General features: G+C 67.3%; 21 protein-coding genes and 1 pseudogene. 6 read left to right on the forward strand and 16 right to left on the reverse strand.

What is annotated here, in order from left to right:
* Positions 1–63: 63 nt before the first annotated feature.
* Positions 64–663: an IS3 family transposase gene (locus tag ACWFR4_RS44545; protein ID WP_453657228.1), complete on the reverse strand. Its 600-nt coding sequence runs from the start codon at positions 661–663 to the stop codon at positions 64–66.
* On the reverse strand, positions 660–956 hold the full coding sequence (locus ACWFR4_RS44550; RefSeq protein WP_453657230.1) for a transposase: 297 nt from the start codon (positions 954–956) through the stop codon (positions 660–662). Before ACWFR4_RS44550 ends, ACWFR4_RS44545 begins: the two co-directional genes overlap by 4 nt.
* Positions 957–1,185: 229 nt before the next feature.
* Here ACWFR4_RS44550 and ACWFR4_RS44555 point away from each other — a divergent pair, with 229 nt between their 5' ends.
* Positions 1,186–1,677 carry a hypothetical protein gene (locus ACWFR4_RS44555; protein WP_453657232.1) on the forward strand — a complete coding sequence of 164 codons (492 nt, stop codon included), beginning with the start codon at positions 1,186–1,188 and terminating at the stop codon, positions 1,675–1,677.
* 160 nt (positions 1,678–1,837) lie between these two features.
* Positions 1,838–2,959 carry a hypothetical protein gene (locus tag ACWFR4_RS44560; RefSeq protein WP_453657234.1) on the forward strand — a complete coding sequence of 374 codons (1,122 nt, stop codon included), beginning with the start codon at positions 1,838–1,840 and terminating at the stop codon, positions 2,957–2,959.
* Positions 2,960–3,013: 54 nt separating this feature from the next.
* On the opposite strand, the gene ACWFR4_RS44565 is transcribed toward ACWFR4_RS44560, so the two are convergent.
* Both ACWFR4_RS44565 and ACWFR4_RS44570 read right to left on the reverse strand, forming a co-directional pair.
* Entirely contained in the window at positions 3,014–3,643 is a 630-nt protein-coding gene (locus ACWFR4_RS44565; protein WP_453657236.1) for a Fic family protein, read from the reverse strand.
* A gap of 118 nt (positions 3,644–3,761) precedes the next feature.
* Complete coding sequence (locus ACWFR4_RS44570) at positions 3,762–4,130, reverse strand: WapI family immunity protein (RefSeq protein WP_453657280.1); 369 nt, start codon at positions 4,128–4,130, stop codon at positions 3,762–3,764.
* 56 nt (positions 4,131–4,186) lie between these two features.
* Between ACWFR4_RS44570 and ACWFR4_RS44575 the strand changes: the two genes are divergently transcribed.
* Complete coding sequence (locus ACWFR4_RS44575; protein WP_453657238.1) at positions 4,187–5,293, forward strand: hypothetical protein; 1,107 nt, start codon at positions 4,187–4,189, stop codon at positions 5,291–5,293.
* On the opposite strand, the gene ACWFR4_RS44580 is transcribed toward ACWFR4_RS44575, so the two are convergent.
* The 4 genes and pseudogenes from ACWFR4_RS44580 to ACWFR4_RS44595 all read right to left on the reverse strand — a co-directional run.
* Positions 5,290–5,919: a DUF6262 family protein gene (locus ACWFR4_RS44580; RefSeq protein ID WP_453657240.1), complete on the reverse strand. Its 630-nt coding sequence runs from the start codon at positions 5,917–5,919 to the stop codon at positions 5,290–5,292. The two genes, ACWFR4_RS44575 and ACWFR4_RS44580, sit on opposite strands and share 4 nt — an antisense overlap.
* Before the next feature lie 136 nt (positions 5,920–6,055).
* Positions 6,056–8,740: a tyrosine-type recombinase/integrase gene (locus tag ACWFR4_RS44585; protein ID WP_453657242.1), complete on the reverse strand. Its 2,685-nt coding sequence runs from the start codon at positions 8,738–8,740 to the stop codon at positions 6,056–6,058.
* A complete protein-coding gene (locus ACWFR4_RS44590; protein ID WP_453657244.1) occupies positions 8,737–9,540 on the reverse strand; it encodes a tyrosine-type recombinase/integrase in 804 nt (267 codons plus the stop codon). The genes ACWFR4_RS44585 and ACWFR4_RS44590 overlap by 4 nt, the downstream gene beginning before the upstream one ends.
* Positions 9,541–10,048: 508 nt before the next feature.
* A pseudogene (locus tag ACWFR4_RS44595) lies at positions 10,049–11,299 on the reverse strand (PHP domain-containing protein); the annotation flags it as partial.
* Positions 11,300–11,677: 378 nt separating this feature from the next.
* Between ACWFR4_RS44595 and ACWFR4_RS44600 the strand changes: the two are divergent.
* On the forward strand, positions 11,678–12,127 hold the full coding sequence (locus ACWFR4_RS44600) for a hypothetical protein (RefSeq protein ID WP_453657246.1): 450 nt from the start codon (positions 11,678–11,680) through the stop codon (positions 12,125–12,127).
* A 170-nt stretch (positions 12,128–12,297) separates the two neighbouring features.
* On the opposite strand, the gene ACWFR4_RS44605 is transcribed toward ACWFR4_RS44600, so the two are convergent.
* Entirely contained in the window at positions 12,298–12,684 is a 387-nt protein-coding gene (locus tag ACWFR4_RS44605) for a fic family toxin-antitoxin system, toxin component (RefSeq protein WP_453657248.1), read from the reverse strand.
* A complete protein-coding gene (locus tag ACWFR4_RS44610) occupies positions 12,681–12,980 on the reverse strand; it encodes a type II toxin -antitoxin system TacA 1-like antitoxin (RefSeq protein ID WP_453657250.1) in 300 nt (99 codons plus the stop codon). Before ACWFR4_RS44610 ends, ACWFR4_RS44605 begins: the two co-directional genes overlap by 4 nt.
* 490 nt (positions 12,981–13,470) lie before the next feature.
* Here ACWFR4_RS44610 and ACWFR4_RS44615 point away from each other — a divergent pair, with 490 nt between their 5' ends.
* Positions 13,471–14,220 (forward strand): SDR family NAD(P)-dependent oxidoreductase, encoded by a 750-nt coding sequence (locus ACWFR4_RS44615; protein ID WP_453657252.1) that lies wholly within the window; start codon positions 13,471–13,473, stop codon positions 14,218–14,220.
* A 227-nt stretch (positions 14,221–14,447) separates the two neighbouring features.
* Positions 14,448–15,083: a TetR/AcrR family transcriptional regulator gene (locus tag ACWFR4_RS44620; protein WP_453657254.1), complete on the forward strand. Its 636-nt coding sequence runs from the start codon at positions 14,448–14,450 to the stop codon at positions 15,081–15,083.
* A gap of 98 nt (positions 15,084–15,181) precedes the next feature.
* On the opposite strand, the gene ACWFR4_RS44625 is transcribed toward ACWFR4_RS44620, so the two are convergent.
* From ACWFR4_RS44625 to ACWFR4_RS44650, 6 genes are all read right to left on the reverse strand, one after another.
* A complete protein-coding gene (locus ACWFR4_RS44625; RefSeq protein ID WP_453657256.1) occupies positions 15,182–16,258 on the reverse strand; it encodes a zinc-binding dehydrogenase in 1,077 nt (358 codons plus the stop codon).
* A complete protein-coding gene (locus ACWFR4_RS44630; protein WP_453657282.1) occupies positions 16,248–16,952 on the reverse strand; it encodes an NADPH-dependent F420 reductase in 705 nt (234 codons plus the stop codon). Before ACWFR4_RS44630 ends, ACWFR4_RS44625 begins: the two co-directional genes overlap by 11 nt.
* A gap of 31 nt (positions 16,953–16,983) precedes the next feature.
* The gene (locus tag ACWFR4_RS44635) at positions 16,984–17,958 is read right to left on the reverse strand and encodes a zinc-dependent alcohol dehydrogenase family protein (protein ID WP_453657258.1); all 975 of its coding nucleotides are present in this window, start codon (positions 17,956–17,958) and stop codon (positions 16,984–16,986) included.
* 893 nt (positions 17,959–18,851) lie between these two features.
* Positions 18,852–19,172: a hypothetical protein gene (locus ACWFR4_RS44640; RefSeq protein ID WP_453657260.1), complete on the reverse strand. Its 321-nt coding sequence runs from the start codon at positions 19,170–19,172 to the stop codon at positions 18,852–18,854.
* A 120-nt stretch (positions 19,173–19,292) separates the two neighbouring features.
* On the reverse strand, positions 19,293–20,234 hold the full coding sequence (locus ACWFR4_RS44645; protein ID WP_453657262.1) for an SDR family NAD(P)-dependent oxidoreductase: 942 nt from the start codon (positions 20,232–20,234) through the stop codon (positions 19,293–19,295).
* Between the two features lie 29 nt (positions 20,235–20,263).
* On the reverse strand, positions 20,264–21,010 hold the full coding sequence (locus ACWFR4_RS44650; RefSeq protein WP_453657264.1) for an SDR family NAD(P)-dependent oxidoreductase: 747 nt from the start codon (positions 21,008–21,010) through the stop codon (positions 20,264–20,266).
* Between the last annotated feature and the right edge of the window lie 61 nt (positions 21,011–21,071).

Here is a 21,071-nt window from a genome sequence, read left to right on the forward strand (position 1 = left end):
CGCTCCCGCAGGCGCCTCCGGCACCTTCTGCTTCTGGTCTCGTTCCATCGCATACCTCCGTGATCAAGGTGTTGCGACGACCAGTTGAATCCGCCTTGGGCTCCGTGGTCGGTGTGCATGATCGCGCCCGCCAGGCTGCCGCGGGTTCGTTCCGCTGCGGCGAGGGCGTCGGTGACGAGTAAGGCGGCGTGAGCACAGGTCGATCACGGTCGCGAGATAGCAGAACTTCCCGCCGCCGACACTCAAGTACGTGATGTCGCCGACGTACTTGGTGTTCACTTCCTCGGCGGTGAAGTCGCGGCCGATCCGGTCCGGCGCCTTCGTGGCGGCCGGGTCCGGGACGGTGGTGCGGTGCCTGCGTCGCAGGCGGACGCCGGCCAGGCCGATCGTGCGCATGACGCGAGCGATGCGCTTGTGGTTGACATGTTCGCCGTTCTCGCGGAGTTCGGCGGTGATCCTCGGGACGCCGTAGGTGCCGTCCGATTCCCGGTGAACGGCACATATCCGGGCGGCAAGCTTCGCGTCGGCCGCCTGGCGGGCAGCGCGGTCCATGGCGGTCTTGCGCCAGTAGTAGAAGCTCGAGCGGGCGATGCCCAGGATGGTGCACAGCCGCTTCACGCCGTGGCGGCGCTGGTGATCTTCAACGAACTGGAAGCGGTTCACCAGCGCGTCTCCGTCGCGAAATACCGGGCCGCCTTGCGCAGGATGTCCCGCTCTTCCTCGAGTTCACGGACCCGCTTACGCAAGGCGGTCACCTCCGCCGGGTCCGATGCTGGCACGACCGGCTGGACCGCCGAGTGCGAGCCCGGACGCCGCCCGTCGGCGGCCCGTATCCAGTTCCTGAGCGTCTCGGTGTTGACCCCCAGATCAGCCGCGACCGACTTGATCGTCGCTCCCGGCCGCGAGCGGTACAGCGCGACCGCGTCTGCCTTGAACTCCGGCGGATAGTGCTTCATCCCCACAGGGACTCCGTTCTCCCAGATCCTCAAGATCCAGTGTCTACGGTGTCCAGGACGCGGGGTCAGGGCCCGTCTGGGCTTCTGCTGCAGGCAACTACCGGGTCTTCATCGGCAAAATCGGACGAGGCCAGAAGGGTGAGAGAGCCCGACTAGCAAGCGAGATCGAGCGGGCCGAAAGAGTCGTCGCGGAGATCGACGCAGCCACAGCCACGGAGGCAACACCCTGATGGGACAGATCACCGACACCAGCCGGGCCCGCAATGAACAGTCCATTCGCGCGGCCATGGACCGACTCCTGAAGGGTGAAGTCCCCGCGGGCGGCCGCTGCGACCTCAAGACCCTCGCAGCCGAGGCCGGAGTGCCCCGGACCGGCTTCTACGCGAAGAAGGACCGGGACGGCAGCATTCGCCCCGGCCCCTACCAACACCTGGCCGACGAGTTCAACCGGCGCCTGCAAGCTCTTCACGGGGCCGGCGACATCCCGGACCCCAGGGACGCCCAGATTGACCGGTTGAAAGCCGCCAACAAAGCCCTACAGGGCCGCCTTGCCGAGCATGCCACGACGATCGAGGACCTGACCGACTTCAAGAAGCGAGCCCTGTCTCAACTCGCCGCCCAGCACGAGGAGATCAACCAACTCCGCCGACAATCCGGACCACCCTCCCTGAGGCCACTACCGCCTCGACGACCGGAAACCGTCATCGGGACTTGCAGCTGACCCCCGTCCCGACGGTGGTGGTCCCCATCCGAGGGCCCTGCCGGCGTACACAGGTAAGTACTCAGCCGCGTAATGCTGAACGAGCTCTGGCGCCGATCTTGTGACGGTCACAGCTGGCAGACATTAGGGATGCCCAGTGGTGGTCGAGGATGATGCGGGGATGACTGATCAGGGCTCCGCCGTCATTCCGGCGCTGGTATTCGATGAGGAGCACGTATCCGTGCTCGTCGGTGGCTCGGTGAGCGCCGGGTGCTTCATGGTGGGGGGCGCCAGCATCGTCATAGGCCAGGCGGGGATGGTGATCATCGTGGAAGCGAGTAGCGCACCCGCCAGGAGCGGTGTGTGGAGCGCTGAGGAGGTCCGTCTGATCGGGCCCGCACCAGCCCCGGTCACAGAGCGACTGATGGGGTCACCCTGGGGCACGGACGGACGTTCGTTGCCGATCCACATCGCGGTCCGCCTCGGAGAAGAGGTCCTGGACCTGGGCACTGCCAAGGTGAGCAAAGCCAGCACATCCGACGGCGTTCTCACCAACTGCGAACTGCGCTTTGAAGCACCCTTGAGTCGACAACTCCTCAACCGGGTACGCCCACCACTTCCCCCCGTGGACCTGCCGGGCCTCGAGTGGCTCAGGAATGTGAACGGTGACCGTGCGGCAGCGCTGGAACAGTTCGTCACCGGCTGGTACCCAGCCACAGGCGCCACCGAACCACCTGCCACCTGCGCTCCGTCACGCCTGCCTGCTGGACTGAGGCAGCTGTACCGGCTCGCGAAACAGCGGCCGGGTGCCCTCGGAACCCAGAACCGCATCCTGCCCGAGCCAGACCTGCACACCGACCATCTCGGGGAGATGCTCGTCTTTGGCGTCGAGAACCAAGGAGGCTTCCTCTGGTCGCTCCTGTGGACGCTAGACGGACCTGAGGCCGATCCGACTGTCTGGTTCCGTGAATTCGACGAGGAACCGATCGCCGAACAGGAACCGCTCAGCGGCTTCCTGATCCAGTTCTCCCTCTTCGAGGCCTCCATGGGCGCCGACTACCTGGCCCTGCCGCGCAGGCTCACGGCAACACAGGTCGCTCAACTCACCCAAGCACTGCACCCTGTACCCCTGCGCCCCTTCTGGCCCTGGGCACCCACCCACTTCTACGTGGCCCCCGGCCTCGTCGTACGCGTCAGCAACGAGGGCGGCGAAGATTTCGATGTCTGGGCCGGCGCCACCCACCGAAGCGCCCTGGAACCGCTGGCGGACTTCCCCGTCGACTGGACCCGCTTCGACGGCTGACGTCACAAGATCAGCGACACATGCGCACCTGTCAGCTTCGACGGGAGCCTTCACTCACCGTGCGGTTGCCCGACGGTGAGTGGCACGGATCAGCACGGTGACCAGAGCCGCCAAGTCGAGAGCGCCGTGAGGGTCGTCCGCGTAGCGGGTGGTTTGCAGCGGCCCCACTTCGTCCAGGCGTACTCCTTCCCTCTCCAGGACGTGGGCGAGGACCAGCAGTGCAAGGCGGGCGTTGCCGTCCGGGTAGGGGTGGAAGAAGGCGATGTCGAGGTACGCCCTGGCCGCGCGGGCGGTCAGGGGAACTGACGGGTCGGCGCTCTGGTGCAGGCAGGCGGCGAAGTCCTGCCATGTGTGGGGCGTGAGCCCGTATCGTTCCCGGCCACCCTTGGCGAAGGCGTCGCTCTGACGCAGACCCACCTCGTTCACACCGAGGACCAGCTTCTGCCAGTCGGTGAGAAGGGTCGGGGTGAGCGGCTCTCTCTGTGAGGCCGCCACGCGGGACAGTGTCATCGCAGCGAGCAGCCGGTCGGCGCGATCCGGGTCGCGAAGGCGGACCGGACCGTTGAACCAGGCGGCGAGTCCGTCGACGGCCGGGCGCACCGGTTCCGGGCTCACGCTCGCGGCCGAGGACCAGTCGACCTGCTCCCTGACCTTGCACCACGCTGCCAGCGCGTCATCGCTCACGATAGAACCCGCGACCGGTCAGGCGAATCGCCAGGTCCTCTCCAACCGTGTCGACCAGGGTTGTTGGCGCTCTTTGAAAATGGCTGTGGCGGATATTTCGTGATGCTCACGATGCCGATCAGCGGGTTGGGAAGGACGCGAGAGCAAGATCCCAATGGTCGGCAGCATGGAGCAGAGCGTCCGTGTCCATCCGTACCTCCACGGCGTACTGGTAAATGTCCGTGCTCTCGTCACCCTGCTGCCATGGGGGTTCAGCCTCCAAGGACAGGTGAACGCGAATCACGGCCCCTTCCTCGCTGCGATCGGCGAGACTGAAGGCAAGGACCGGCTCGACGAACCAGGTGTCCGGGGACAATTCACCGTCGGCATCCCGGCCGGTCACGGCTGCTGTCCCCGCCGCCACCCCGCGCAGCCAGGCGGCCACTTCACGGGCTTCATCTGTCAGCAAGCGTTGGCAGACCTGGCCCCGTGATGGACGCGAAAACATGTTGGCCAGCTGCCGTTGAGGTGCGATGATGCGGCTGTTTCTCATCCGGAGGGTCTTTGTTCGTTTTCGTCTGTGCGAGTTGCGATACCGAGCTGACCGTCCCGTTGTCCCAGGTCTCCCTTCCGCCCCACGCCCGTCAGAGTTATGGGAACGGGGTCCAGCTTCCGGTGCTAATGGAGTCGGGGACGTTCGCCGTGGACCCGGACCCCTGGGGAGGACCGTGGCGGATGTGGGACGAGCTCGACCCGGGCGAGGCGGAGGCACGCGGCATCTATGCGCCGGTCTACGCCCTGTCCGACAATGCGCCCGGAGCGATTGTCATCGCGCCTGGTGACATCCGAGGAACGTGGCTGATGCCCGAGAAGCGCGGTGGTGCCTGCTGTGGCCTCGACGGGGCTGATGGCCCCAACTTGGCCTGCGTGACGTGCGGCCTGCCCGTGGCGACCAGGATCGACGACTGCTCGCTCTGGCAGGGAGTGCGGCTCAGCTCAGACGCCGTGTACCGCGTCCTCCTTGACGGTGTCGACGCTGCGCCGCTCTCCTGGGAGGAGCTGACGGAGAAGGGGGAGAGGACACCCCCGTTCGAACCGATTGCCACGTGGGGAGGACGGCTCGGATCGAGTCACTACTGGTCGTGGAGTCCTCAATGGGAGGCGGCAGCTGGCCAGGCGCTCGCCCACCTGCTGGTGGCCTCCGAAGGACAGCCCGTGAAGGTCCCGGGCGGTCTGACTGCGGACGTGTTCCAACGCGCGCTCGACGCCCTGCTGCCTGCGGGCCCGCCGAAGCGGCGGGCCGTCCTGGCTGGACCGGGACGGCCCGCTCCCGATGCAGGCGTCGACATCCTCCTGGTACCGGTCCATCCGCAGACGGGGCAGACCTGGCCCCCGATCGGCCCGGCTGCATCGGCATACCCGGTGCCGCTGCCGCTCGGGGTGTGGCACTGGTTGACCTCTCCCCAGCCGAATTTGCCGGTTCCTGCATCGGGCGGCATACCCCAAGGCGTCCTCCGCGATGACCCGCTTCCGCCGCGCCCCAATTCCCTGTTCCGGGCCGACCGGGAATCGTTCCAGCACACCCTGGTCCGGCTACCAGCCGTTCGCAGCCCGTGGCTGCGTGAGATCCTTGCGAACCTCACGCAGTACACGTCCACCGGCCTCTTCTAGCGCTCAGGAGAGGACGGCGTCACGCCCCCGCGAGTCACGACGGCGGCGCGGGCGGCCTGCTGTTGCTCCAGTAGCTGGATCTCAAGATCGGCGACACGCTTGTCGGCGAACCGCAAGTTGGAGCGGGCGCCCTCGAGCCGCTCCTGCACCAGCCGATGCTCCCGGGTGAGCTGCTGGACACGGTGCTTGAGGCCGGTGTTCTCGCTGACCAAGGCCTGGATGGACTCGCCAGGCACCATTTGATCGAAGTCGCGTAGCCGACCCATGAGTTCCCCCATACGCTGCCGTTGAGTGAAGATCTCCTTCTGGGCGCGTGTGAGCTCGGCCTCGGCATTGAGAGCCCGCTCGCGCCAGGTCGCTTCGACCTGGTCGTGAGCCTGACTAGACATCTGGTCGTGGCGGCTCTTGCTGTCGGCGATGGCAGCCTGGACACGAGCGCGGGCCTCCGGGTTCTCGTACAAGAAGGTGGCAGAGACGGACGCCCGGGCTGCAATGGCCCGTACGGTCAGCCGTCCACGTTCGCGCCGCAGCCGCGCGATGGCCACGTCAACCTCTGCCAGTTTTGCCTCGGTCTGCCGCTGTCGTGCTGCGACGGCCGCCGCGGTCTGCCCCGGTACGGACGTCACCGTGCGCGTACCCCTTCCAAAGCCTGCTCCGTGGCGCCCGGCTCGCCAGCCGGGCCACGGCCCATCTCGCGCCGACCGGTGTTCACCGTCGCGGCACTATGGGGTGCGGCTTCATGGGAGCAGTGGCTGTTGTCGATCACTGGTCTTCTTCCTCAGTCTCGGCGGCAGGTTCGGAACCGTCGTCCATGACGGCGTGGCCCTCATGGCGGGCAAGTTCCTGGGCGCGGAAGGCGGTACTCCAGACACGCCCGAAGTAGTCCTGGGGCCGCCGCAGGTCGAGCGCGAGAGCCTCCTCCAGCAGCCCCACACCGGCGAGGGCCTTCTCCAGCCCGTCGATGGCACGGGCGGTTGGCTCGAAGGCCAGGTGAAGATAGTCAGCGGTGGCGCTGTCCGAGGCCCGCTCGGCGAGCATCCGCCACTGCTCCCGCTTACGGTGCCAGTAGACGAGATCGGCTCCGGACATGACGAACTTGTCGCAGTTGTGGCAGTCCAGGTTCCATGGGCAGCTGCCGCCGTCGACCACCGCCTGGAAGGTGCAGAAGCCGCCCTCGGCGGGCGTGGACTTCCGGGTGAGGTCGAGCGAAAGAGCCTCGGCCTCTTCCCGGGTCATCGGCTCGCTGGCGGACAGCAGGATGCCGGGTTCGGCGGCGCCGGGGCCGGTGACCCAGAGGGCGTTCAGCGCGTCATTGAGCCTGGGGTCGTCGTGCGCCAGGTGTACGTAGTGCTCGGCCATCTCTTTCGAGATCTGCCCCAGGTAGCGCTTGACGTGAACCAGGTCGGCACCGTTCTTCAGCAGCTTCGTGGCTAGGGTGTGCCGAGCCTGGTGAGGGACGCCGTGACCGAGTTCGAGGGTGGCCATCCACTCCTTGAAGGTGTCCTGGAACCAGCCGTAGCTGATGCTCCTGAGCAGGTTGCGGTTGCGGACATTGCTCGGGTATAGAGCGATGTCTCTGCGCTCTGCGGCAGTTGGTGGTCGGCCGTAGCGCTGGATGAACAGGGCACGGGTCTTGGCCTGTCGCTGTTCGATCCGCACGAAGAGCCTCTCGGGGATGCGGATGGCCTGGTCGAGGTTGCCGACCTTCGTCTGGTCGTGCCAGAACAGCGGCAGTCCGCCCATCCGGGCGATGCAGTCGTAGCGGACCCGAAGGACCTCGTTCGCCCGGCGGCCGGTGAGGACCAAGGACTCCCAGGAGTCCCGGAGGCCGCGGTCCCCGGGGTCGTAGTCCTCCATCCGGCGCAGGTTGCCCTCATCGGCCAGGGCGCGGGCGAGGTCGTCCGAGAAAGGGGACCGGCGCCGCACGGGAGGGCGGTACGAGGGGATGGCAACGATGAACGCACGGTCCAGGCCGATTTGGTCGGTGGCTCCGGCGTGCAGGGCATCGCGCAGAATCCGCCGGCAGCCGCCGAATACGTGCGACAGCATGATGGGGGTGACGGTGGACGGCTTGCCGGTCCGCTTGTCGCCTCGACCGCGGCGTTGCAGGCCCAGCGACTCCAGACGGTGTTCGGCCCGGTGCCTTTGGTCTGCAACAAAGTCGATCGCGAGGGCCTTGTCCAAGACCCTCGGGTCGTGGCCCCCGCCAGGGGCGCGGGCTTCGAGGAAGGCGCTCAACTCCACGAAGGCACGCCGATTCTGGTCGAGAGTCATCCCCGAGCGCGGCGGCTTGGTCAGCAGCCGGTCTGAGATGGAGTCCCACAGCAGATCGCGGAGCCAGCGCTGCGAAACGCCGGTCAGGTCCCAGTGCGATCCGCGGCGGGGGAAGCGGACGCCGAACTGTTCCGTCTCGATGAACCCCGCGTCCTTGCTGTCTTCCCGGGTGAAGTAGATGAGCCGGAGATACCGCAGCATGGCCTTGGCGACCGATTGGAAGCGAGTCGGGCGGCAGCCCGGGTTCGGCTCCAGGTCTAGGTCGGCCAGCGAGTTCACCCCGTGCCGTCGGCACTCCTCAGCGATCCTCTGGATGTGAGGCAAGGCCCAGATTGTTCCCTGCTGTTCGCCCGGGACCTGGGTGTGGTGGAACATCGTCCACTTAATCTCGGCCTTGACCAGTGGACGCAGCCCCATCAGCGTCAGCTTGCCGTCCGAGCGGTAGAACGAGCTGGTCTGTCGGCACCACCGGTGGAACTCCGTCTCATCCGCGTACGAGACGACCGGTGTGGCCTTCTTCCACTCGGTCAGCATCCGCCCCCAGTTGTTGGGGACGCTCGCACCGCCGGGCTGTCCGTCCTTGCGGTAGACCAGGAAGTGGCGTCGGCACAGCCCCAACAGGTGGACCGCGGTTTCGGGGCAGGCCACGACCTGGCACTGGCCGAAGTGCGGCAGCCGCGGCTGTTCCGCCACCCACTCGTGAAAGTCCTGCTCCGTCCCGTTGCTCTGGCGGGTCTCCCTGCGGTACGTCCGCCAGCGGTTCTTGTGCAGGAAGCAAAGCGGGCTGTTGCCCCACGCCGGCACATCGAGACAGATCAGGCACGACGGTGGAGTCCGGGCCCAGAGCCGTGGCTTGAGCGGCTGCACATCGCGCAGAAACTCGGCCAGCGTTGCGGCCGCTCCGTGTTCCTGCCGCCTCCGCACCCACTCCCTGTAGTGCACGGTGCAGAACTCGGTGCTCTCCTGCACCGCCCGCTCACACTCCGGGACTCCGCACATCCACGCGAAGGTTCGATGGTCAGGCGGCATGACGATCACGTCGTCCCGCAGCAGAGGATCGAATGAGGGCGCCGCGATCAGCGCCGTGAGCACCTCCAGCCGGTCCCTGGAGGTGCGGCTGCTTCCCGCGCCAAGATCCACCACGGGCAGCAGTGCACGGGTCGGCTCGCTCACTCCTGCTCACCCCAGACCGCCGTCAACGCGGCCTGGAACTTCGGAGAATGCAGATCGGGATGCCCGTAGACCTCGTCGACCATCCGAGTCGAGGCCCAGTTGCCGACCACCTTCGCAACCATCGAGTCGTTGCCGCTGGCATCCATGACCCTGGCGGTCGCCGTATGCCGGAATCCATGGGGCTTGATTCGCCCAGAAAGACCGGCTCGGCGTCCGGCTCGGCGCAGCACTCCGCGGGCTGCGTCCGTCGTCCATGGCTCACCACGTCGCGGGCCAGCAAGCTGAATCATCAGCATCCCGTGCCCGGCTGCGTACTGAGCGTACTCCGTCGTCATGTACGTGAAGTACGAGCTGATCATCGCGGGACTGGCACGGAAGATCTCCCCACCCGAGATGATCCCGTCGGCCAGCTCCCAGTCCGGCTTGCCCTTCGCCGCGGCCCGGTTCGAGTTGCCCCACCGATGGCACACGTGCACATGCGGAGGGCCGCACTCGCCGCAGGCCGCATCATCCCGAAGGTGCAGGTCGACCAAGTGCAGTCCACATAGAGCGCCGATCCGCATGCTCGTGTCTGCCAGCCAGATCACCACCATGCCGTCGCGCGCAGTATTCACCACCCGCTGCAGCTCCGACCGGGCGCCGTCCGGCAGCATCTTCGGATGCCGCCTGCGGGTACCTCCCTTCGGCGCCAAGGGATTCGCCGGCATCGACACCTTCACGTGCCCGAGCAGCGACCGGTCGCGGTCCATCTGGTTCGGCAGCCGGCTCACCGCCAACTCGGCACACAGCCCCTCGTTCACCCCGAGCTCCACGCACTGATGGAGGTAGAACCCCTTCAGGCACGCAGCCGTGACCTGCAGAGCAGAGGTCCCATAGGGCCGCTTCGGCGGCTGCCGCCACGGCTGTCCGTACGGCAGCGCCACCTTCGCCCCAACCGCTCCCATGTACCGGTGCAGATCCCGGATCGTCACCGACTGCGTCGTGAGCCCCTCCCTGACTCGCCACCGAAGGTGATCAACGAGGTGGTATGCATAGGTCTTCTGTGTGCCCTTGCCGTCGTAGAGCCGCAGGAAGCGGTCGGACTCTTCGTCGACTACCCCGTCAGGCTCGACGATCGTGTACGACCAGCCACCACCACTCCGAGGCATCGCCTGCACTCGCAAGTCCTCCAGGACCATCAAGCTCCGCATGCACACCCTTCAACAGTCCCGTACGTCACGAAGGGAACTAGGGCGAACGGTAAATGGACACGCGATGGGCTCAGAAGCCAGCTGAATGAAGGATGCGGACACAGTGGGGGTGGTCGGTAAAACGCTCGAAGAGCAGGCGATGTGTCAGCGGGTTCGCCGTCGCCACGAAAAGGCTGTGATTGACCATGGAACCGGCCCCGGAGCCGCGCGCGGCGACCCGGACGCCCATCGCCCGCACGTCCGCGACGACCTTCGCCACCGCCAGGAAATAGCCCTCGAAACCGAGCCGGCCGATGACGTCGAGTTCGTAGTCCAGCTGCCGCACCGCTGCCGCATCGGAGTCCAGATCGCGGGCGACCATGCCAGCCTCGCAGCGTCGGCGCAGCAGCCGCATCGCACCGCCCCGTCCCCGGTCGGCGCCGACCACGTGCGGCTCGGGAAAATGCGGCCGCCCCATCCCCAAATCCTGAGCGGTCAGGGTGCAGTAGGCAGCCGTAGCGTCAGTCTCGGCAAGCAGCGCGGCTGCCCGCTCGGGCCCCAGGCCCGCGGCCTCGGCGATCCGCGCGGCGACCGCCGCCATCTCACTACCGCCCTTGAGCCACCGCTCACCGCCATCCACGCTGCGCCGGTCGATTGGCCGCAGCAGCCGGGCAGCATCCAGCACATCCGCCAGACGGTGCTGGGCGGGATCGGCGTACCGAACGGCGTTGGAGACCACCACCGGAACACCGAGCTCGTCACCGAGCTGCACCGTCCGCGCCGCCAACCGCAGCGACCCCGCCCCGGTCCCCGACCCGCCCAGATAGACGGCCTCCAGGCGCAAGCCGGGCCCAGCGACAGTCCGCCACGGCGCGAGCAACTGCTCCGTCAGATCCGGACGCCCGGCCATCAGCGCAGCCACCGGCTCGGACGAAGGACCGAGCAGCACCACCAGACCCTCACCGAGGTGCTCCTCGAGCACTGGCCAGGCCGCCACCGGCACCCCGTCGACGGGCGCGGCGTGCGCGGCCGACACGATCCGGCACAGCCGCGCCCACCCACCCACATCCTGCGCCAGCAGCGTCACCCGCCACTGCGCCTCCACCACATGCGCACCGCCACGCACCGGCGTGCGACGCCGCCCCACAGCAGGATCGGGCTCAGCGGCGGGGGCGACGGCGAGGTCGACGCCGAAGACCGGACGTACGCCGGCGGCGGCCGCGGCTTTGGCAAAGCGCACCGTCCCGGCGACCGTGTCGCGGTCGGTCAGCGCGAGCGTGGTGAGACCCCGCGCGGCGGCCCGGCGGACTAGGTCGTGGGGGAGTGAGGCGCCGTAGCGGGCCGAGTAGCCGGAGGCGACGTGCAGGTGAGAGAACCCGGAGGCCGTCACGTTGCACCTCCGATCACACGAGCACCGGTTCAAGCCACATGACTTGTTCTGTCACCAATGTATCGAACAAAAATCGAACAACGCGAGTTTTCTACCCCGCACGTCTTGAGACGTTGATGAGATGAGACTGAGCTGTCGTGTCTCAGCTATGTGTGGGCAGTCTCAGAGTTCTCTGGGCGACAGGGCGTCCGTCTCGCGAAAGTCTGGGCAAGGGCCGTGGTGTCCCGGTTGCCTGTGGGCATCCCGGCGGGCCGCGACTCAGACGAGTTCGGTCTGCAAGACAATCAATCGGCGCCAAGTGATTTCAGGCAGGTTCTTGGATCACGGTGCGTCGGAAAGGCGGATGCTTCACGGCTGGCGAGGAGGCAGGATCTCGGCATGGCTACCGAGATCGACGGGGTGATCGAGTGCCGTCCAGGCGCTCGCTTGTGGGGGCCTGACGACGAGGACTCCGTCTGGCGCGCCGCCATGGAGCTGTGGCTGCTGAACATCGGCAACGCCTACGACGCGCTGGCCTGCCTCTTCGGCATTCGCAACACCTACGGTTTTCAGCCCCTTGCAGCGGACCGTGGGCTCCCTATGGATGCTTCCGAGACCGTGGCTGGCGAGCACGCTGCCTGGGGGCTCGACAGCGTCCACGGCACTACGTGGATCACCTGGGCCGAGCTGCTTGGCGCCGACTGGCAGGAGACCGACGTCTCCGGCAAGCGGAGCCGGGAGCAGGCGGCAGGCGATGCCTCGCACTGGGGGCCGGCGTGGAGCGTGATGCGCACGCTGAGCGACCTGCACGGCGCATCCAACGTACGGCTCATTGTCTGGTTCTCCTGACCCTAAGCCGGCCCGGCCTGTGCACAGTGACTTGCCCACAGTTCTTCGAGACGTCGCTCCGCCCGACGTCCCGCGGAACTGTGGGCACTGCAGGTCACAGGCTTGATGTGTCTGGGGACGGAAAGCCCTGAGCGGTTCAGCCCGCCGCGGTGCCCTTTTGGCGCGGGGGATCAGCTGACGGTCCAGTCGCGGAGCTGGCGGGCGATGCCGGCTACGCCCACCTGTCTGGAAGCGGTGTCGCGGACGAGCTCCACCGCAGCCTTGACGGGGTAGTCGAGGCGGCTTCCGTTGAGGAGCAGATACGCCTCAGTGGCGTGCCAGGCGAAGGCGGCATTCGAGTGCTCGAGGCAGGGGAGCCGTGCCAAGGTCTGAAGGAGTGCGCCCGCCTTCAGGTTCAGCGTGCCGTAGATGTTGTGCTCCAGGGCGCGCGCATTGACACGTGCGACGGCCGCGTACAGAGGCCCGTAGTCGTCGACCTGGGGGTCGCCATCGAGGAGCTCGGCGGCGTGGAGCAGGAAGGTCACGTCGAGCGGATGCTCGGGGACGGGCTGGGTCACGCAGCGTGCTCCTGCCCGCGCGCATCGAGATCACGCCGCGCGCGCTGTTCGGCCGCCCGGTGCTCCGGGCTCGGGTCCAAGCTGTCGGACGCGGCGCGGAAAGCGTCACTGCTGCGGGCCATGGACTCCCCGAATGCCGCCAGGAACTTCCGCTCGACTGCAGTCGCCTTGTCAACGGCGGCGGAGAGGATGTACTCTTGCAGGCTCATCCCTTCCTGCCGGGCGGCCGCTTCGATTGCTGCGCGCTGTGCCGGGTCGGGGAACCGCAAGTTCAGGGCCTTCGGGTTGTTCGCCATGGTACCGATGGTACTGCTGGCCCCAGCCTGGGGGCTAGGTGCGCCCCGGGCGACCGGGTCGGCGCAGCGACGAGAGCCCAGCCTCCCCGCGCGTACTGGCGACACAGGTGAACATCGAGGCCGGCGCGACTCGCCGCCCGGATCCGCCAAGCGCCCGCTGACCTGCACTGTCACCGATCATGGACGCCTTGCAGCGAGGCGTTTCAAACCGAGCGGTGCCAGGAGCCCGGGGAAGCCAACCCCACCTCCTCAGACTCGCCGGACACTTGCATGTCCTGCTCCCGATCCGTCCACTCCTGTCGAGTACCCCTCCGGTTGCAGCGCGCCACTTAGAGCTTCTTTACTAATAGGTACAAATCCATCTAGACCATGCGGTCCGTGAGCTAGCACGCGGAGGGCTTCGCCGTCGGTTGGGCTGTAGTTGCCGCATGCCGGCGCTGGGCCTTCAGTCGGTCTTCGATCGAGTTACCGCAAGGGAGATGTGGGGATCATGGGACAGCTTGATGGCAAGATCAGCCTGGTGACTGGTGGCTCGACCGGGATCGGTCTGGCTATAGCCCGTCGGTTCGTCGCCGAGGGTGCCACCGTGTACCTCACGGGCCGGCGCAAACCCGAACTTGATGCGGCTGTGGAAACCCTCGGGGGACGGGCCATCGGCGTACAGAGTGATGTCTCGGATCTCGAGGCTCTGGATGAGCTGTTCGCGATCATCCAGAGCGGCAGTGGGCGGCTGGATGTCGTCGTTGCCAACGCCGGCGGCGGCGAGCTGGCGCGGCTGGAGGAGATTACCGAGGAGCAGTACCGTTCGACCTTCGACATCAACGTCAAGGGGACGATCTTCACCGTCCAGAAGGCACTCCCGTTGCTGCCGGAAGGCGCCTCGGTCATTGTGCTCTCGTCCACCAACGCCTCGATGGGCGTCCAGGCCATGACGGTCTACAGTGCCACCAAGGCAGCCATCCGCAACCTGGCCCGCACATGGGCCGCCGAACTCGCGGGGCGCGGCATTCGTGTCAACGCCCTCAGCCCGGGACCGATAGAGACCCCGGGCCTCCGCGGTCTGGGCAGCCCGGTAAAGGGCGAACAGCAGTTGGCGGACCATCTCGCCGACGAGATTCCCCTCGGCAGGATAGGACGCCCCGACGAAGTCGCCGCCACGGCCGTCTTTCTCGCCTCTGACCAGAGCTCCTTCACCACGGGAGCCGAACTCTTCGTTGACGGCGGCCTTGTCCAGGTCTGAATACGGCCGCCCTATTTCGGCGTAGCCGCGAAGAGAGGCCGGAAGACGGATTGGCCCGGCTGCCAGCGGAGGCTGGGGAACGGCGCCCCCGTCCTTGAAGGGCTGAGGACGAGCGGGGCGGGCACAAGCTTGGCTGTTCGGGCGCGCTGGTGTCGCGAGCCTCGAAACAGGTTCGTATTGTCCTGTCTTCGCCCCGCATTGCCCCGTACGCGGCGTACAGTTTTCTCATGTCCCGGCCTCGGCAGTTTGACGACGAGGAAGTCGTCCGGGCTGCTCGCGACCAGTTCTGGTCCCACGGTTACGATCGAACCTCCATCGACGATCTGAGCGCCGTCACAGGCTTGGGACGCGGAAGCCTGTACGGGGCCTTCGGAGACAAACACGCCCTGTTCCTGCAGGCTCTGGACAGCTATAACAGCGACGCGATCGGAGCCTGGCGTTCGGCTCTGCGCGGCCCGGGACCGGCCCTCCCGCAGCTGGAACGCTTTGTGCGCGACATCTCCGAAGCGATCAGCAGGGACGTGGAGCGGCGCGGCTGCATGATGGCCAGGAGCGCCACGGAACTCGCCGCGGTCGACAAGACCGTTGCCGAGCGGATTGCTGGGACTGTCCGCGGAATGCACAGCGAGCTGTCGGGCTGCCTTGCCCGGGCCCAGGAGGAGGGCTCGCTGGACGCCGAAGCGGACACGGACGGGCTCGCAAGCCTCCTCCTTGCTGTGCTGCGGGGACTGGAAGCCCTGGGCAGGGCGGGAGCCGCAGTGGAGGTTGTCATCGGCGCTGCCGAGCAGGCTTTGGCCCTTCTTCCCCGCGCTTCCACGAACGAGCGGGCGCCGGATCGGCGGGAGGGCCGTTCAGTGCTGTGACCCGGAGCCTTACGTAGACGGCCCTTGGGTTTCAGTGCCAGGGCCGCACGCCGTGGAGGTCTGGCCCCCGGACAGGACGATCAGCAGCGCAGGGACGCCTACCAGGGGCGAATCAGGACGGTTCCGACCTTGCCGGGCCGTTGCGCGTGTTCCACGGCCTCTGCCAGGTCACCAAGACCGTAGGTGCCGGCTACGTCGAACTGGTCCTTGGCCACCATCGCGATCAGCTTCGCGGCGGCGACATCGGATGCCTGCCTGTCGAGAGAGGTGTCTGACATCCAGCGGCCGACGGTGATGCCGCGCAGCGTTAGCGATTTGTGCAGCAGCGTCGACGCGGGCAGCGAGATCGGCTCCGCGGCCATCTGCCCGTAGCAGATGAGTTTTCCGCCCGGCGTCAGCAGGTCCAGAAGGCTCTCGGCGAGTTTCCCGCCGATCGGATCGAGTGCCACGCCCAGCGGACGGCCGTCGGCCGCGCTGCGGACGTCATCGGCCCAGCCTGCATGCTCCGTCGCCACCACCGGCACGTCCGGAAAGCGATGACGCAGTTCCGCGGCACCTCGTTCACTGCGGACGACGTTGACGATCGCGATGTTGTGGGCCAGGCACACGGCGGTCAGCAGACGTCCGACCGACGAGCCGGCGGCGGTCTGCACCAGCACCCCGTCGTACCCGATGGATGCGTGCGCCTCCGCCTCGCGGCGCAGCATCACAGCGGTAACCGGGTTCACCAGCATCTGCGCGGCGACCTCGTCCGACACCCCTGCCGGTACGGCAACCACCGCCCGGGCAGCCGCCATGATCCACTGGGACCAGGCGCCCGGGTGCGGGAAGACCGTCACCCGCACGCCGGGTTCGACCCCCGGTGCCACCGGTGTGTCCGGGCCGATGGCCTCCACCACGCCGGTGGCCTCGACACCGGCCGGGACCGGTTGTCCGCCGTGGCCTGGATACGCCTCCACAGCTTGGAGATCGCCAGGGTGAACAGGGAACGCAGTGACGCGGACGAGTACCTGACCGGTCTGAGGCGCTGCCGACTCGGGCTCTTCGATGACGGTCAGGACGTCGGCGGGCGACCCGCCGCGGGTGTAGACGACACGACGGCTCATGACGCTCCTCCTGTGTGTGCTCGGCGTGCGTGGCCGGGGGTGAGCGAGGTCTGGGTCGTCAGCCGGCATCCTGAAGCAGGAAGTGCCGTGCGCTGAGCGGGCCGTCGAGCTGCATCAGGTGGCCTCCCTCCCGTAGACCGCCGAGGTCCAGTGCGGCGAATCCGAACTGGTCCAGCAAAGCGGCCACGGCCGCCTTCGCGTCGGCGTCGTCGCCCGCGTAGAAGACCACCTGGCGGCCTTCCTCGTGCTGGGGGTCCGCGGCGATGTACGCGGCGAACAGGCTGTTGAACGCCTTCACGATCCGCGCTCCGGGTAGGCGCTCGGCGACCCATTCGCTGCGCGTGAGGTCACCGACGTGGTACCGGCCCCGCCAGGGGTTGGCCGCGGCGAACTGATTCGTCGTGTCGACGACGATCTTGCCGGACCAGTCGGTAAGGCTGGTCAGGTCCGGTACGGCGGAGAACGGCACCGCGAGGAAGACGAGGTCCGGCTGCGCGGCCTCCTCGGCTGTCACGGCGTGGGCCTTCGGCCCCAGCTGTTCCACGACCGCCTTGAGTGTCTCCGGGCCCCGGCTGTTGCCGATGAGTACCTCATGGCCGTGTCTGACGGCCTTGTCGGCGACGGCCCGGCCGATCTGTCCCGCGCCGAGAATGCCGATAGTGCTCTGTGTGGCCATGCTGCCCATCCTTGATCGTGTGTCGGGGGTCGTGCCGGCGCCCCGGCAGCGGCTGTGTGATCGACTCCGGCCGCTTCCTGTCGGGATGGTCCCGGCCTCAGCGGCAGGTCGGCGGCGCCTACGCGCGATGCGGGTTGAAGTCCAGGAGGACCTTGCCGTTCTCCCGGAAGTACGCGAGCGCCTCGGGAAAATCCGCCGCCTCGTATACGGGCGTGGAGGGCAGGACGAGTTTTCCCTCGGAGACCAGCCGCGCGGACTCCGCGTTCAGAGCCGGAAGCCGGGGAAGAAACTCGTCCTGGTACATCCAGAATTCCGTCGTGGTGATGTTCTTCGTCCTCAGCACGACGGGATCGGGCGTGAACGGCTGGCCGCTCAAATACCCGTAGATCGCCAGCAGGGCGCCGTCGGTCAGTACGTCCAGCAACAGTGCAGTCGCCGCACCGCTGACACCGTCAAGACCGAGTAGCACCGGATCGGAGCCGATGGCTTCCCGCACACGCGAGCCGGCGTCCGCCGAGTCGACAACCACGATGTCGGCGCCGAGATCACGGAGTTCGCTCACGAGTTCCGCGCGGCGCACGATGCTGATCGTGCGCAGCCCTCGTTCCCTGGCGAACACGATGACAGAGCGGCCTACTCCGCTGTTGGCCGCGTTCTGCACCACCCAGGAACCGGCCGGAAGGTCACGCAGGCCGACCAGGAGCCCCGCGCTGACCGGATTGATGGTGAGCATCGCTGCCTGTTCAGGACCGATGGACTTGTCCACGACGGTCAGGTCTGCCGCCCCGGCCGCGACCCGCTCGGACCAGGAAAAGACGCCGAAGGGAAGCAGGACCCTCTCGCCGGGGCTGACCTCCATGACGCCGGGCCCTACGGACACGACCGTCCCGACACCTTCGTTTCCGATAGCCGTCGGCAGCTCAGGGCGTACGGGGTAGATGCCTTGTGCCAGGAGGAGGTCGTGGTGGTCGAGCGGGGCGTACTCGACCTGGACCAGCGCCTGTCCGGCGGGGGGAGCCGGGAGCTCGGGCACGTCCACCACCTTCAGGCTCTTCTCCGGCTCCCCGAACTGAGTGAGGTGAATGGCGAGCATGGGACACGACTCCTTGCCTCGTCGAAGTTCGAGAGACCGCTTTGGACGTCGACGGCTCGGCCCCCGAGGGTTGTTTCCGCGGTTGTATCCAGTTCGGTTCTGCTCCGCCCGCGAGGGGAATGGCAGAGCCCTCGGAGAGAAACCGGCGGGCTGTAGACAGACCGATGCCGGTCAAGCAGCCACCAAACCGGCCTTGCCATCAAGTTGTCTGCTGATGTCAGCTTCTTCTTCGATGCAATCCCTCTGGAGGCCGGCTGAAACCACAGCAGAGAGACGCGCGGCAACTCGTGCCTGGCCACCTCGTAACGTCCCCGGCCGACGACGGAATGCTCCGTCATGCCACCTCGTGCACCGCTTGGTGCAGCCAGATTTGTACCTACTAGTAAAGAACCCTCACTGGGGCGCCGCAACCGGAGAGGCACTCGCCCTGCCCGCCGCAGCTCCAGCCACACCGTGTCCTGCCCGGCGGCGAATCGGGAGGAGCCGCGCAGGCAGTGCTCGAAGTCGGCGGCACCAGGAACGGTGTTCCTGCCTTCCGTCCAACCTCCCGTCGTCACTGCGTCAGGTCACGCGCCATCGGCAGACCGAACGGCGAAGGCCCGGTTTGGACCTCGATGTCCCACAGGGTCGACCGGACCTTCTGCCTTCTTCCGGTCACGAGGGACGGTCATTCGGTCAATGACCGCCGCGGTGCCCCGGGAGGTGGCGACGGGATGACCGACCGGCCGACCGGCGTCAGCAGGATGTAGTTGCGGTCCCGTAGAGCGGTCTCGGCTGGACCGATGCCCGACCGGTCGAGGGAATGAGAGGGGGTGCCACCTGCTGCACCCCTCGTTGAGCGTCGCGGACCCGTCTTGCAGCAAGTGGCGCCGACGTCCGAGGGCGTACGTCGATTACAGCCGTCCGGCCTCGGCGAGGGCAAGCAGGTCGTTCGCGGCTTCCTGGGAGCGGATGCGGATGGCGTCCGGGTCGGGGGCCGGTCCGCCGAGCAGGGCGGTGTCCACGATCTCTGCCTGGAGGAGGGCGGAGAAGATGTGCGCGGCCCGTGTGGGGTTGCTGATCTTGGCGCGCAGTTCCTTCGGCCAGCGGGACAGGTGCCGTGTGAACAGGGCTATGCGGTCCCTGGCCGCAGGCCGCGCCCATGTCGAGCGTTCTCCGCCGCTGCCATCGCTGGTGGCCTTGCGGGGCCGGCATCGCCGACGGGCGCGGATCAATCAACCACGCCGGGACGCAGTGCGCCTCACCTTGCTGATGGTGTGCGCTGGAAGCCTGAAGAACTGTTCCACTCATGCCCGGGGCAACCGGGCGCGGAGCAGACCCCGCGCCTGGACAGGTCAGTTGGTGGTGTGACCGCCGTCGACGTTGAGGACATGGCCGGTGATGTATGAAGCTTCGTCCGATGCGATGAAGACGATTGCATCGGCAAGCTCCTCCGGGAGGCCGAGGCGACCCAGCGGAACTTCAGACGCCAACGCCGCCTTGTTCTCCGGCGTGCCGGTAAAACGGGTGAGCATGCCGGTGTCCGTGGGGCCAGGCGCCACGGCGTTCACGCGGATTCCCGACTTGGCGACCTCCAGCGCTACCGACTTGGTGATGCCTTCGACGGCGTGCTTGCTGCCGACATAGACGGCGGCCCCAGGCGCGCCCTCGTGCCCGTAGGTCGAGGAGATGTTGATGATGCTGCCGCTGCCCTGTCCCTGCATGACGCGCACTTGGTGCTTCATGCTCAGGATGACGCCGAGGACGTTCGTGTTGAACGTTGCGGTGTAGGTGTCCGCGGTCTGGTCCGTGATCGGGCCGGGCCGGCCTTCGGTGCCTGCGTTGTTCACCGCGACATCCAGTCGGCCGAACCGTGCGACGGTCTCATCGACCAGTGCGCGGACGTCATCTTCCTTGCGGACGTCGGCATTGATGAACTCGGCCTCCGAGCCGAATGAGCGCAGTTCCTCGGCAAGCGCGTTGCCGGCCTCATCGCGCCGACCGGCAACGACAACGTTCGCGCCCTTCTTGGCGAAGGCGACGGCGGAGGCGCGGCCGATGCCGCTGAGTGCTCCGGTGATCAGAATAACGGGCTTGTTCATTTCAAATCCTGTGGGTGCGTGCCGGGCGGCCTGGTCGCGGACGCGTTCGCTCCCGGACTCTGGGTCGTGCTTCTTGGTTGTATTTCGTGTCTCATCCGGCGGTGTCGAATTCGTTGCCTTCGGGGTCGGCGAACGTCGTCCAGCGGGCGGAGCCCTGGGGGCGTCGACGCTCAGGCCGTACACGGTGTTGCTCATGAGCGGTGTCCTCTTGAGAACCGGCGGGTTCAGATGGCGGTGCGGCCGCCGTCGACAGCGATGGTCGCGCCGGTGATGTAGCCGGCCTTCGGCGAGACGAGGAAGGCGACGGCTTCGGCGATCTCTGCGGGCTCGGCCGCGCGCTTCATCGCGGTGGTCTGGGCGAGCGCGTCGAACAGGTCGCGGGCTTCGGGGCGGGTGTAGACCGGGCCGGGGGCGACGGTGTTGAAGCGGACGCCGCGGCCGCTGTACTCGGCCGTCCAGCCTCGCGTCAGTGACGCCAGCGCGGCTTTGGTCGCGCCGTACGCGGCACCGCCGGCCAAACCTAGGCTGCCGGCCATGCTGCCGATGTTGATCACGCAGCCCGACCCCTTCGCCGCCATCGCCGGGGCGAACGCGGCCACGAGGAAGAACGGCGCGCGGACATTGCCGGCGAACATCGCGTCGTATTCGGAGACCTTCATCTCCTCGGTCGGTGCCCAGACGGCCTGTCCGGCGTTGTTGACCAGGACGTCGATCTCCCCGACGTCCGCGGCGAGCCGGTCGATGCAGGCCGGGTCCTCAAGGTCCGCCTCGACGAAACGGGCGCGGCCGCCGGCCGCGGTGATCTCGTTGACGGTCTCGGCGCCGCGTCGGGCGTTGCGGCCGGTCACGATGACGGACATTCCGTCCGCGGCGAGCCGTTTGGCGACCGCCTGGCCGATGCCGGACGTGGCCCCGGTGACCAGGGCGGTAATGGGATGCAGGTCGAGGTTGTCCTCACGCTCTACAGACATGGGATGCACCTTTCCGAGATGTCATCCAGACCGGTCTGTCTGGCAATCCCTAACCTAGACA

The organism is Streptomyces sp. NPDC055140 (genome assembly GCF_053607285.1).

Coding starts and splice junctions, on each gene's coding strand:
- ACWFR4_RS44550 (WP_453657230.1), bottom strand. CDS start 956: ATGAAGCACTATCCGCCGGAGTTCAAGGCAGACGCGGTCGCGCTGTAC.
- ACWFR4_RS44555 (WP_453657232.1), top strand. CDS start 1,186: ATGGGACAGATCACCGACACCAGCCGGGCCCGCAATGAACAGTCCATT.
- ACWFR4_RS44560 (WP_453657234.1), top strand. CDS start 1,838: ATGACTGATCAGGGCTCCGCCGTCATTCCGGCGCTGGTATTCGATGAG.
- ACWFR4_RS44570 (WP_453657280.1), bottom strand. CDS start 4,130: ATGTTTTCGCGTCCATCACGGGGCCAGGTCTGCCAACGCTTGCTGACA.
- ACWFR4_RS44600 (WP_453657246.1), top strand. CDS start 11,678: ATGGCTACCGAGATCGACGGGGTGATCGAGTGCCGTCCAGGCGCTCGC.
- ACWFR4_RS44610 (WP_453657250.1), bottom strand. CDS start 12,980: ATGGCGAACAACCCGAAGGCCCTGAACTTGCGGTTCCCCGACCCGGCA.
- ACWFR4_RS44615 (WP_453657252.1), top strand. CDS start 13,471: ATGGGACAGCTTGATGGCAAGATCAGCCTGGTGACTGGTGGCTCGACC.
- ACWFR4_RS44620 (WP_453657254.1), top strand. CDS start 14,448: ATGTCCCGGCCTCGGCAGTTTGACGACGAGGAAGTCGTCCGGGCTGCT.
- ACWFR4_RS44625 (WP_453657256.1), bottom strand. CDS start 16,258: ATGCCGGCTGACGACCCAGACCTCGCTCACCCCCGGCCACGCACGCCG.
- ACWFR4_RS44635 (WP_453657258.1), bottom strand. CDS start 17,958: ATGCTCGCCATTCACCTCACTCAGTTCGGGGAGCCGGAGAAGAGCCTG.
- ACWFR4_RS44645 (WP_453657262.1), bottom strand. CDS start 20,234: ATGAGCAACACCGTGTACGGCCTGAGCGTCGACGCCCCCAGGGCTCCG.
- ACWFR4_RS44650 (WP_453657264.1), bottom strand. CDS start 21,010: ATGTCTGTAGAGCGTGAGGACAACCTCGACCTGCATCCCATTACCGCC.